This window comes from Streptomyces sp. NPDC059567, from assembly GCF_042735655.1.
In the GTDB taxonomy this organism is placed as follows: domain Bacteria; phylum Actinomycetota; class Actinomycetes; order Streptomycetales; family Streptomycetaceae; genus Streptomyces.
Genome location: NZ_JBHWBS010000119.1, coordinates 9904 through 22164, shown reverse-complemented (window position 1 = coordinate 22164; position 12261 = coordinate 9904). Strand labels below are relative to the sequence as shown.

Below are 12261 nucleotides of genomic sequence, written 5' to 3'. Positions count from 1 at the left end.
TCGCCATGGCCGGGAAGATGAAGGCCGAGCTGGGCCCGATGGAGGGCGACGGCGCGCACGACGACAACGCGCGTGTGCTGCGGTACATGGCCAAGTTGACCATCAACCCGGCGATCGCCCACGGCCTCGCCCACGAGATCGGCTCGATCGAGGTCGGCAAGATGGCCGACATCGTGCTCTGGCGCCCGGAGTTCTTCGGTGCCAAGCCCCAGATGGTCATCAAGAACGGCTTCCCCGCGTGGGGGGTCGTGGGCGATCCGAACGCCGCCACCGACACCTGCGAACCCCTCGTCCTCGGCCCCCTGTTCGGAGCCCACGGAGCGACCCCGGCCGACATCTCGGTCGCGTTCGTCGCCCAGGCCGCCGTGGACCTCGGCTCCGACGCGATGCCGACCCGCCGCCGCCGGGTCGCCGTCCGCGGCACCCGCGGCATCGGCCCCGGGAACCTGCTCCTGAACTCCCGTATCGGCCAGGTGGGGGTGGACGGCCGGACCGGACTCGTATCGCTGGACGGCGAACCGATCCGCTCCGAGCCGGCCGACTCCATCTCCCTGAACCGTCTCTACTTCCTCTGAGGACTCCTCCCATGACCTTCCGAATGCCGCCCGAGTGGGCCCCCCACGAGCGCACGTGGATGGCCTGGCCCGGCCCGAACCCCACCTTCACCAACGACGAGGAGCTGGCCGCGGCCCGTACCGCGTGGGCGTCCGTGGCCCGCGCCGTACGCCGCTTCGAGCCGGTGACCATGGTGGTCGGACCCGGCCAGCTGGACTCCGCGCGCGAGCTGCTGGGCGACGCGGTCGACCTGGTCGAGCGCGAGCTGGACGACGCCTGGATGCGGGACATCGGCCCGACGTTCGTCACGAACGGCTCCGAGCTCGCCGCCGTGGACTGGGTGTTCAACGGCTGGGGCGCGCAGGACTGGGCCCGCTGGGAGCACGACTCCAAGATCGCCCGCCATGTGGCGGACCTGATCGACGTGCCGGTGCTGAGCAGCCACCTTGTCAACGAGGGCGGCGCGATCCACGTCGACGGTGAGGGAACGGTCCTGCTGACCGACACCGTGCAGCTCGGTTCCGGCCGCAACCCCGAGTGGACCCGCGCGGAGGTCGAGGCGGAGATCCACGCGAAGCTCGGCACCACCAAGGCGATCTGGCTCCCGCACGGCCTCTCCGGCGACTACGGCATGTACGGCACCCAGGGGCACGTGGACATCGTCGCCGCCTTCGCCAAGCCGGGGGTCGTGGCCGTCCACAGCCAGCAGGACCCGGGCCACCCGGACTACGAGCGCTCCCGGATGTACGTCGACATCCTCAGCCGCCAGACGGACGCGAAGGGCCGGCGGCTGGAGGTCGTCGAGATCCCGGCGCCGACCGTCCTGAAGGACGAGGAGGGCGACTGGGTCGACTACTCGTATATCAACCACTACCTCTGCAACGGCGGCGTGGTCCTGTGCGGCTTCGACGACCCCAACGACGAGATCGCGGCCGGCATCTTCCGCCGGCTGTTCCCGGAGCGGATCGTCACGCTGGTCGACGCGCGCGGCATCTTCGCGGGCGGGGGCGGCATCCACTGCATCACCCAGCAGCAGCCGAAGGTCTGAAATCCCTTGGCGGCGGCCGCAGGCGGCATGGCAGCCTGCGGCCATGCCGCTGATCTCGCACGAAGGCACCGATTACGCGCTCCAGATCCTCTACTCCGTAGCGGATGACGCCTGGTACCTGGAGCTGGACCACGTCGCCGACCACCGGACCGTACTGACGGCCGTCGTGCCCGACGAGGACCCGGCGCGGGAGCCGACGGTGTCCGTCGGCTCCGTGTCGGGGCACCACCACATCCCGTACGACGTCCTGCGCTGGTTCATGGAGCACGTGGACGAGGAGATCCGCACCTCACGGGGGTGGATGGGGCTGCGGCCCGAGCTCGTCGAGATCATCCGCGGGCTGCGCGAGGAGCACCTCGGCGTGATCGACGGCGAGCGGTTCGGGCCCGTGTTCGCGGAGCTGCGTGCGACCGTGCCCGCCGAGGACCTCCCCGCGGTCCTGGAGGCCGCCTTCGGCCGGAACGCCGACGGGAGCGTGAGGTAGAACAGACGAGTGACCCGCATCAACCCCGCCGGACCCCGGCGCCGCAACAACGCCGCCCCTCCCCGTGAGGAGCTGCTCGCCGCCGCCATGGACACCATCGCCGAGCGCGGACTCGACGGGCTGACCATGGCCGGGCTCGGGCGCGAGGTGGGGATGAGCAGCGGGCACCTGCTCTACTACTTCCGCACCAAGGACGAGCTGCTGCTGCAGACCCTGGAGTGGAGCGAGGGGCGGCTCGGCGCCGAGCGGAGCGCGCTGCTCTCGCGGCCGGGCAGCGCCCGCGAACGGCTCGACGGGTACATCGACGTCTACGTTCCCGACGGCCCCCGCGACCCCCACTGGACCCTCTGGCTCGAGGTCTGGAACCGGTCCCAGAACGCCGACGACGACGCCCGCGCCCGGCAGGCCGCCATCGAGGGCGCCTGGCACCGGGATCTCGTCGCCCTGATCGCCGAGGGGGTCTCGCGCGGCGAGTTCCGGGCGGTCGACCCCGACCGGTACGCGGCCCGGATGCGGGCCCTGCTCGACGGGTTCAGCGTCCATGTCGCGGTCGGGATCCCCGGTACCGGGCGCGATCAAGTCATCGCACATGTGCGGGAGTTCGTCGGCGAAACCTTGTTGCTGCGAACTCAACGAACGTAAGTACTCCTGATCGTTGCGGGCTACACCCTTGTTGCGTCGACGTGATCTCCGGCACGGTTCCGCTCCATGGGACGAGAGCACTGGAAGAAGATCTGGGTCGGCTCGGCCGGCAACATGGTCGAGTGGTTCGACTGGTTCGTGTACGCGAGTTTCGCGACGTACTTCGCGGGGGCGTTCTTCCCCGAGGGCAATGACACCGCCAAGCTCATGAACACCGCCGGCATCTTCGCGGTCGGCTTCTTCATGCGCCCCGTCGGCGGCTGGCTGCTCGGCCGGGTCGGCGACCGCAAGGGCCGCAAGGCGGCGCTGACCCTCACCGTGACGCTGATGTCAGCCTCCGCCGTACTGATCGCCGTCGCGCCGACCTACTCCGTCGCCGGCTACGGCGGCGCCGCGGTCCTGCTGATCGCCCGGCTCCTCCAGGGCCTCTCGGTCGGTGGCGAGTACGCGGCCAGCGCGACCTATCTGACCGAGGCCTCGGCACCGCAGCACCGCGGCTTCGCCTCCAGCTTCCAGTACGTCTCGATGACGGCCGGCCAGATCCTCGGCCTCGGCCTGCAGATCGTCCTCCAGCGCACCATGTCCACCGAGGCGCTGCACAGCTGGGGCTGGCGCATCCCGTTCATCATCGGCGCGCTCGGCGCGGCCGTCGTCTTCTATCTGCGGCGCAACATGCTGGAGACGGAGGTCTACGAGGAGACGGCGGACGACGGTGTGGCGAGCGGCGAGAAGGGCACGCTCAAGGCGCTGTGGGCGCACAAGCGCGAGGCGTTCCTCGTCATCGCCCTCACCATGGGCGGCACGGTGGCCTACTACACGTACACCACCTATCTGACGAAGTACCTCTCCAACTCCGCGGGGCTGCCCAAGCAGACCGCGACCCTGGTCTCCTTCTGCGCGCTCATCGTCTTCGCCTGTCTGCAGCCGCTCGCGGGCCGGCTGTCGGACCGGATCGGCCGCCGCCCGCTCCTGATCACCTTCGCGGTCGGCTCCACCTTCCTGACCGTGCCGATCATGACGATGCTCCGGAGCGCGGGCTCCTTCTGGCCGGCGCTCGGCCTCTCCCTCCTCGCGCTGGTCGTCATCACCGGCTACACCTCGATCAACGCATGCGTGAAGGCGGAGCTCTTCCCGACCGGCATCCGGGCGCTCGGCGTCGCCCTGCCGTACGCCATCGCCAACGCGCTCTTCGGCGGCACGGCCGAATACGTGGCGCTGTGGTTCAAGGACGCGGGGATGGAGTCCGGCTTCTACTGGTACGTGGCGGGCTGCGCGGCCGTCTCTCTGATCGTCTACCTGACCATGCGCGAGACCCGGGACATCGACCTGGGCCGGGTGGGCAGGACGACCGAGGCCCCGGCACGGACCGCTACGGACGCCGCGCCCGCGTCCACGCGCTGACCGACCACAGCCCCGACGGGCCCCGCCCGTCGGGGCTGCCCGCATCCTGAGACCCGCATCCCGCGGGCCGCACGGGTGTGGCAGACTGCCGACGTGCTCGCTACCACGATGATTATGGGCAGCAGCGCGCCGGTCCGCAGTGGCCGCTGAACCGCGACTCGACCCCCGCGGCAGTGGACACCGTGCCCCAGACCCGCGCGCAGACCTCTCGCACCCGCGAGAGGTTTTTTCGTTTTCCGGCCCCACCATCGTCGGAAACGGACAGCGCGTGAGAATGGGGGCAAGTGGATCCAGACCTTCCGGACCCACATCCGACAGGAGCCATCACAGCCATGACCACGGAGACCGACGAGAGCCCGCGTCTCGACGACAGCTTCCATGTCTTCGACACGACGCTGCGCGACGGAGCGCAGCGTGAAGGAATCAACCTCACCGTCGCTGACAAGCTGACCATCGCGCGGCACCTCGACGAGTTCGGAGTGGGCTTCATCGAGGGCGGCTGGCCCGGCGCCAACCCGCGTGACACGGAGTTCTTCGCCCGCGCGCAGCAGGAGATCGTCTTCAGGAACGCGCAGCTCGTCGCGTTCGGCGCGACCCGCAGGGCGGGCGGCAACGCGGCCGAGGACCCGCAGGTCAAGGCGCTGCTCGACTCCGGCGCCCCGGTCATCACGCTGGTCGCCAAGTCGCACGACCGGCACGTGGAACTCGCGCTGCGCACCACCCTGGACGAGAACCTGGAGATGGTCCGCGACACCGTCTCCTACCTCCGCTCCCAGGGCCGCCGCGTCTTCGTCGACTGCGAGCACTTCTTCGACGGCTACAAGGCCGACCCGCAGTACGCCAAGGCCGTCGTCAGCGCCGCGCACGAGGCCGGCGCCGATGTCGTGATCCTCTGCGACACCAACGGCGGAATGCTCCCCGCCCAGGTCCAGGCCGTCGTCGCCACCGTCATCGCCGACACCGGCGCCCGGCTGGGCATCCACGCCCAGGACGACACCGGCTGCGCCGTCGCCAACACCCTCGCCGCCGTCGACGCGGGCGCCACACACGTCCAGTGCACCGCCAACGGCTACGGCGAGCGGGTCGGCAACGCCAACCTCTTCCCCGTGGTCGCGGCCCTGGAGCTGAAGTACGACAAGAGGGTCCTGCCCCAGGGCGCGCTCGCCGAGATGACCCGCATCTCGCACGCGATCGCCGAGGTCGTCAACCTGACGCCCTCGACCCACCAGCCGTACGTGGGCGTCTCCGCCTTCGCGCACAAGGCCGGACTGCACGCCTCCGCGATCAAGGTCGACCCCGACCTCTACCAGCACATCGACCCCGAGCGCGTCGGCAACACCATGCGGATGCTCGTCTCCGACATGGCCGGCCGCGCCTCCATCGAGCTGAAGGGCAAGGAGCTCGGCGTCGACCTCGGCGGCGACCGCGCGCTGGTCGCCCGTGTCGTCGAGCGGGTCAAGGAGCGCGAGCTCTCCGGCTACACCTACGAGGCCGCCGACGCCTCCTTCGAGCTGCTGCTCCGGGAGGAGGTGGAGGGACGGCCGCGCCGGTACTTCCGTACGGAGTCCTGGCGGGCGATCGTCGAGGACCGGCCCGACGGCACCCACGCCAACGAGGCGACCGTGAAGCTCTGGGCCAAGGGCGAGCGGATCGTCGCCACCGCCGAGGGCAACGGTCCCGTCAACGCCCTCGACCGGGCGATGCGGGTGGCCCTGGAGCGGATCTACCCGCAGCTGGCCAAGTTTGAGCTGGTCGACTACAAGGTCCGCATCCTGGAGGGCCGCCACGGCACGGAGTCCACCACCCGTGTCCTGATCACCACCAGCGACGGCAACGCCGAGTGGTCGACGGTCGGCGTCGGCGAGAACGTGATCGCCGCGTCCTGGCAGGCGCTGGAGGACGCGTTCACCTACGGACTGCTGCGCGTGGGCGTCGATCCGGCGGAGTAGACCACAACCTTGCGTCCTCAATGTCTCGCAACCACCCATTAGGGGTAGTTTCGATGGTATGAGGACCAGGCCGTTCCACCTCCTGTCGGCCCTCGCCGGGCTGGCCATGCTGCTGCTCCTGGTCCTGGCCCCCGCCGCGGGGGCCGGGATCACCGGGATCCCGGACGCCGGCGCGGCTCTGAAGCAGGGCCCGGTGTACGTCGATCCGGGCGCCGCCGACCAGCTCTCGACGGCCGAAGCGGACGCCCTCGCCCAGAAGATCGAGGACGCCGACAAGCCGCTGTTCGTCGCCGTGCTGCCCGCGTCCAGCGAGTATCCGCCCGAGAACCTGCTGCGCAATCTGCGCACCCAGACCGGGGTGACCGGCCTGTACGCGGTCCGGCTCGGTGACGGGTTCGACGCCGCCGCCGACCGCTCGGTGATGTCCGCGCAGACCGTGGACAACCTGGTCACCTCCGTACGACAGCCCGGGGTGGACGCCGCCACCGAGCTGAACAACTTCGTCGACCAGGCGCTGCCGACGATGTCCGGCACCGCTCCCTCCTCCTGGTCCACGGCGAGCGCCGACGACGGCGTTCCCGTCGCCGGACTGATCACCCTCGGCGCGGTCGTCGCCGCCGGTGGCGCCGGAGCGTACGCGGTCGTCCGGCGCAAGCGGCTCCGCAAGGAGGCCGAGGAGCGCGAGGCCCTGGAGAAGCTCCGGGTCGTCGTCGACGAGGACATCACCGCCTTCGGCGAGGAGCTCGAACGCCTCGACTTCCACCCGGCCGAGCCCGGCGCCGACGACGCCATGCGCGGCGACTACGAGCGGGCGCTGGACTCGTACGACAAGGCCAAGTCGCTGATGGGCTCCGCGACCCGTCCGCACGACGTCAAACCGGTGACCCAGCAGCTGGAGGACGGCCGCTACTCACTCGCCGTCCTGGCCGCCAGGCGCGAGTCCAAGCCGCTGCCCGAGCGCCGTCCCCCCTGCTTCTTCGACCCGCGCCACGGCCCCTCCGTCGAGGACCGGACCTGGAGCCCGGCGGGCGGGGGAGCCGCCCGTGACGTCCCGGTCTGCGCCGCCGACGCCGCCCGCCTCGACGACGGGCAGGACCCCCTGGCCCGCACCGTCGACACCTACGACGGCCGCCGCCCGTACTGGGAGGCGGGACCGGCGTACGGCCCGTGGGCCGGCGGCTACTTCGGCGGCGGACTGCTACCCGGCCTCCTCGCCGGCACCCTGCTCGGCTCGATGCTCGCCACCCCGGCCTACGCCTCCGAGTACGGCGGCGGGGAGTTCGAGGGCGGCGACTTCTCCGGGGGCGACTTCAGCTCCGGCGACTTCGGGTCCGGCGACTTCGGCGGCGGTGGCGGCTTCGGCGACTTCGGAGGAGGCGGGGACTTCGGCGGCGGCGGGTTCTAGGCGGCCCGATCCGCGAATCCGCCCGACCCGCGAGATCCGCCTGTTGAGGGCGGCCACCCTCAGGGGAGGGCGGCCGCCCACGCTCTCAGGTCCCGATCTCGAACACGGGCGGCTGGAGTCCGGCGAGGCATCCCGTGTCCGGCGCGGTCGGAGCGTTGAAGAACGAGCGGGTGATCGTTTGCGCGCAGGGGGAGTCGGCGAAGACGACGTGGGCGACGTAGGGGACCGTGACGGCGGTGGACCGGCTCAGCGTACGGGCGGCGTACGGCCCGCTGCTCGGCGCGGTCTGGGCGTCGAACCCGCCGGACAGGACGAGCGTCGGGATGTCGCTGCGCGTCACCGCGCGGATCGAGGGCGGTGCCGCGGGGATGTCCCAGGCACGGCAGTCCGCATGCATCCAGCTGAGAAGCGGAGCGTTGGCCAGCACCGAGCGGGGGAATGACGGGAACGCGCGCCGTCCGGCCCGGATCACGTCGGCCTCGCTCTCGAACGGTGTCCACTCGCTGCAGAAGACGCCGAAGACGAGTCCGTGAGAGACCCTCCCGATGGCCTGCGGGCTGAGCTTTCCGCCCGCGTACTGCTCGGCGATCCGCTGCGGGTTGCCGTGTGCCAGTTCGTCGATGGAACGGGGCACTCCGGCCGCGAGATGGCTGGCGAAGGTCAGCCAGTTCACCAGGAGTCCGCCGTCCAGCGTGACCTTCACAGGCTCCGGGTGGCCCGGAACCGTGACGGTGGTGGTGACCGGTCGGGCCTCGAGCTCGACCACGAGGCGCTCGAAGGTGGCCTTGAGGTTCGGATAGCGGGTGTTGCAGGCGGGCTGCTCCGCGCATGTCTTGAAGATGCTGTCGAAGCCTTCTCGTGCGGCCTTCCAGGTCACGGCCCCGCCGGCCAGAGACGGGGGCAGGACGCCGTCGATGCCGACCGACCGGATGCCCTTCGGGTGCAGTCGCATGTACTGGAGCGCCAGGTCGGTGCCGTAGGAGATGCCGAAGACGTTCCACTGCCTGATGCCCAGTGCCTTGCGCAGGCCGTCGTAGTCGGCGGAGCTCTCGGTGCCGTTGTAGGCGCTGAGGTCGGCTCCGCGGCTCACCAGCTGCTCGCGGCACTTCCGCGTCTCCTCGACGTGCAGGCGTCCGGTGGACGGCGCGCCGAAGACGAGATCGAGGGAGTTCGCGACGAACTCGTCGACGTTCCGGCAGGTGAGCTCCGGGTCGGCCGAGTAGGTCCCGCGCTGGGACATGAAGATCACGTCGCGGTCGCGGTTCAGGCCGCCGGAGACCGCCATCGGGATCTCGGAGACCGCGTCGTCGCCGGGCCCGCCGGCGAGCCACACGATCGGGTCGGGTGCCGGTCTGCTGGTGGCCGCGGGGACGATCGCGACCGCGAGGATGATCTTCCGTCCCTTGCGGTGGGAGTGCTTCTCGGGGACGGTGAGCGTTCCGCAGCGGGCGCGCTCCAGATCGGGGATCGGGTCCGCCGTCCGCGGGCAGGGGCCGGGTTCGAAGCGGGCGTCGCCCGCCGTCCGGGCGACCGTGCCGACCGGCGCTCCGTCTCCGGACTCGGCGCGGGCGGGCATCGTTGCCAGGCCGACGACGAGGGCACCGACCGTGGCTCCGGCCAGCGTGGCCGGGAACCGGCGCGACGCGCGCCGGTGTCCGGGTGGGCTGAGGGACATCATGCGTTCTCCGGTTCAGGGGTGATGGTGAACGGACCCGGTGCGAGTCCCGCCACGCACCCGGTGTCGGGCGAGGTCGGACGCGCGAGGAAGGAAGCCAGGACGCTCTGCGCACAGGGCGACTGCGGGACCACGAAGTGGCCGATGCCGGGAATCTGCACGGCGGTCGAGCGGGGCAGCGTGCGGCCGGCGTACGGCCCCCAGCTCGCGCCCGTCTTCGCGTCGAACGTTCCGGAGATGATCAGCGTCGGCACCTTGCTGAAGGTGGTCACCCGCTGGATCGCGGTGCGGTCAGGGACGTTCCAGACGCGGCACAGGTCGTACTGGAAGGGCAGCTGCGGCGCATGGGCCAGGACCGTGTCCGGCCACCCGGGGAAGGCCCGGCGCCCCGCCTCCAGGACGTCGGACTTCGTGAAGCCGGGCGCCCACTCGGCGCACACCACCGAATGCGTCAGACCAAAGGCCTGGGGGACGGCGGGCAGCGCCGCGCCGGCGGCCTGTGCCTGCGCCAGGCGTTCCGGATTGCCGCGGGCGAGTTCGTCGAGCGCCGCGGGGACCACGGCGGCGGGCAGGGCACCGCCGTTGGTGACCAGCAGGTTCACCAGCGCGCCCCCGTCGAGGACGACCTTCACCGGGCTGCCGCCCCCGGGCGGCCGCACCGTCAGCGTCAGGGGGTTCGCCTCAAGGCGCCGGACCTGTTCCGTGAGCATGCGGGAGAGGTTCGGGTAGCGGCTCTTGCAGCTCGGCTGGGCCTCGCACGCCGCGAAGATCGTGTTGATCCCCTCCTGGGCGCTGTCCCAGGCCCACGGCAGGCTCACGATCTGTGGCGGCACGACCGAGTCGATGGTCACCGAGCGGATCCCGTCGGGGTGCCGCCGCAGGTAGGTGAGGGCCAGGTCGGTGCCGTAGGAGTAGCCGTAGACGTTCCACTTCTCGATGCCGAGCGCCTTGCGCAGGTCGGCGAAGTCGGCGGCGTTCTCGGTGGTGTTGTAGCTGCTCAGCCGGACTCCGTCGGCCGTCAGACGGTCCCGGCACTCCTTCGCCGCTCGTACCAGGAGCCGTCCGGTCGAGGGCGCGTCGTAGGGCAGTCCGACGGCGCTCGCGTTGAAGCGGTCGATCTCCGGGCAGGCGAGGTACGGCTCCGAGTAGGGCCCGCCGCGCTGGGTCATGACGATCAGGTCGCGATCCCGGTTCACGCCGGAATCGATCAGGAAGGGGATGGCCCCGATCGCGTCGCCGCCGGGACCCCCCTCCATGAACACCACCGGGTCCTCGGCCGGTTTCGTCGACGTGGCCGGAATGATGGCGACGGCCAGCCTGATGGTCCGTCCGCCGCCGCGGTGTTGCCGGTTCTCGGGCACCTCCAGGACCCCGCACCGCCCGGGGATCTCTTCGGGCGCCTCCGGGCAGGGACCGGGCACGAACCGCGCCGTACCTCCCGGATGGGGCCCGGTGGAGGGGGGCGACGCGGCACTGCTCGGGGTCGGACCGACCGCGCCCAGGAATGCCAGCCCGGCCGCGACGAGCGCGACCCCGGTGGGCGACCGCCGGGAGCTTCGCGGTGGGTAGCGGCGCTGCGCCCGCCTTCGTTCGGACCTGTCGCTCCCGCGAGCGAGCGGCAGGCAGCCTGTTCCGATGCCCTGCTCCGTCATGAGATCCCGTCTCTCTGACGTCCCACCCGCCCCGACCGGGGCGACGTCGCGTGGCTCAGCCCGCCGCCGCATGATCGGGGCGGGCACTGCGTACGTCAGCCTGAGCGTGCGGGAAGGCGCCCACCACTCGTGGGCTCCACTTGGGCTTCGGCGTCACCCCGAGGGCGGTCCCACGGAGAGCCGGGGGCAGGAGCTACACCAGGGGCTTCACCGACATCAGCAGATGCTGGTGGACCCCGTCCTCCCGGTCGGTGATCAGGGCGCGCTGGCCCGGGCCGAGGAGGTGGAAGCGGACGGAGTCGGTGCCGAAGGAGCCGAGCGCGTCCAGCAGATAGCCGGGGTTGAACGCGACCGTCATCGAATCCGCGCCCTCCAGGAGGGCCGGAAGCCGCTGGGAGGCCACGTCGTCCTCGTAGCCGGCCTGGAGCTGGACGGTGTCGCCGGCGAAGGCGAGCTGGACCGGGCTGTCGCCCTCCGCGACCACCGCGACCCGCTTGACGGCCTCGAGCAGCGGAGCCCGGTCGGTCACGGCGACGGCGTGCTCCCCCAGGGAGAAGAGCTTGTCGTGGCGGGGGAGCCGGCCGTCGAGCAACCGGGTCGTCGTCCGTGTCCCGTCGCTCTCGAAGCCGATCGAACCGCCGTCCAGGGCGAGGCGGACCGGCCCCGCCGTCGTCAGGGAGCGGGCGATCTCGGTCAGCCGACGCGCCGGCACGACCACGTCCGCGCCCTCGGCCGCCTCGGACACCCCGTCCCCGCACTCCGGCTTCCACTCCAGCGTGCGGACCGCGTAGCGGTAGCGGTCGGTCGCGGCCAGCGTCATCGTCGTACCGTCGAGGGCCAGCCGTATCCCCGTCAGGACCGGCAGCGAGTCGTCCCGGCCCGCCGCCACCGCCACCTGTCCGACGGCCGCCGCGAACGCGTCGGCGTCCACCACGCCCCGGAACGCGGGCAGCCCGGGCTGCGCCGGATAGTCGTCCAGCGGCAGCAGGGAGAGCCCGAAACGGGCCTCCCCGCCGGTCACGGAGAGACGGGCGCCCTCGACCACGCACTCCACGACGCCCCGGGGAAGCACCTTGCAGATGTCGAGCAGCCGCCGCCCCAGGACCAGCGCGCGGCCGTCCCGCGCGGTGTCCGCCTCGACCTCGATGCGCGCCGACGCCTCGTAGTCGAGACCGGAGACACGCAGCCGGCCGCCGCTCGCCTCCAGGAGCAGCCCGCCGAGCACCGGCACCGGAGACCGGGCGGGCAGGACGCGGGCGGCCCAGGCCACGGCGTCGGTCAACTCACTGCTGTCGATACGGAATTCCATGGATCCGACGCTAGCGGCGCCCACTGACAACATCCCCGGAACGCCGAGCGCCCCCCCCCCCGCCGGTCCGAGAGGCGGGGGCCCGCGGGGGGGGGGGGACATACCTTTGGGGGGGCCGAAGCTCAAGCCGCGGTAGTTTTA

General features: G+C 71.5%; 10 protein-coding genes. 7 read left to right on the top strand and 3 right to left on the bottom strand.

Annotation, left to right across the window (positions count from 1 at the left end):
• The 7 genes from ACFVZW_RS33235 to ACFVZW_RS33205 all read left to right on the top strand — a co-directional run.
• Positions 1–575: amidohydrolase family protein (locus tag ACFVZW_RS33235; RefSeq protein ID WP_384529358.1), on the top strand; the 575-nt coding region annotated here is incomplete at its 5' end.
• Between the two features lie 11 nt (positions 576–586).
• On the top strand, positions 587–1603 hold the full coding sequence (locus ACFVZW_RS33230; protein ID WP_384529355.1) for an agmatine/peptidylarginine deiminase: 1017 nt from the start codon (positions 587–589) through the stop codon (positions 1601–1603).
• A gap of 43 nt (positions 1604–1646) precedes the next feature.
• A complete protein-coding gene (locus ACFVZW_RS33225; protein WP_384529352.1) occupies positions 1647–2087 on the top strand; it encodes a hypothetical protein in 441 nt (146 codons plus the stop codon).
• Positions 2088–2105: 18 nt separating this feature from the next.
• Positions 2106–2729, top strand: coding sequence for a TetR/AcrR family transcriptional regulator (locus ACFVZW_RS33220; protein WP_384529361.1), 624 nt, complete (start codon positions 2106–2108; stop codon positions 2727–2729).
• Between the two features lie 66 nt (positions 2730–2795).
• Positions 2796–4130, top strand: coding sequence for an MFS transporter (locus tag ACFVZW_RS33215; RefSeq protein ID WP_384529350.1), 1335 nt, complete (start codon positions 2796–2798; stop codon positions 4128–4130).
• A gap of 332 nt (positions 4131–4462) precedes the next feature.
• Positions 4463–6079: a citramalate synthase gene (gene cimA, locus ACFVZW_RS33210; protein WP_384529347.1), complete on the top strand. Its 1617-nt coding sequence runs from the start codon at positions 4463–4465 to the stop codon at positions 6077–6079.
• Positions 6080–6137: 58 nt separating this feature from the next.
• Entirely contained in the window at positions 6138–7484 is a 1347-nt protein-coding gene (locus ACFVZW_RS33205; protein WP_384529344.1) for a hypothetical protein, read from the top strand.
• A gap of 85 nt (positions 7485–7569) precedes the next feature.
• Here ACFVZW_RS33205 and ACFVZW_RS33200 read toward each other — a convergent pair whose 3' ends face one another.
• The 3 genes from ACFVZW_RS33200 to dnaN all read right to left on the bottom strand — a co-directional run bounded on the left by ACFVZW_RS33200 (position 7570) and on the right by dnaN (position 12120).
• Positions 7570–9162, bottom strand: a complete 1593-nt coding sequence (locus ACFVZW_RS33200) for an alpha/beta fold hydrolase (protein WP_384529341.1) — start codon at positions 9160–9162, stop codon at positions 7570–7572.
• Positions 9159–10580 (bottom strand): alpha/beta fold hydrolase, encoded by a 1422-nt coding sequence (locus ACFVZW_RS33195; protein ID WP_384529339.1) that lies wholly within the window; start codon positions 10578–10580, stop codon positions 9159–9161. Before ACFVZW_RS33195 ends, ACFVZW_RS33200 begins: the two co-directional genes overlap by 4 nt.
• 424 nt (positions 10581–11004) lie before the next feature.
• Complete coding sequence (gene dnaN, locus ACFVZW_RS33190) at positions 11005–12120, bottom strand: DNA polymerase III subunit beta (RefSeq protein ID WP_384529336.1); 1116 nt, start codon at positions 12118–12120, stop codon at positions 11005–11007.
• Positions 12121–12261 lie beyond the last annotated feature (141 nt).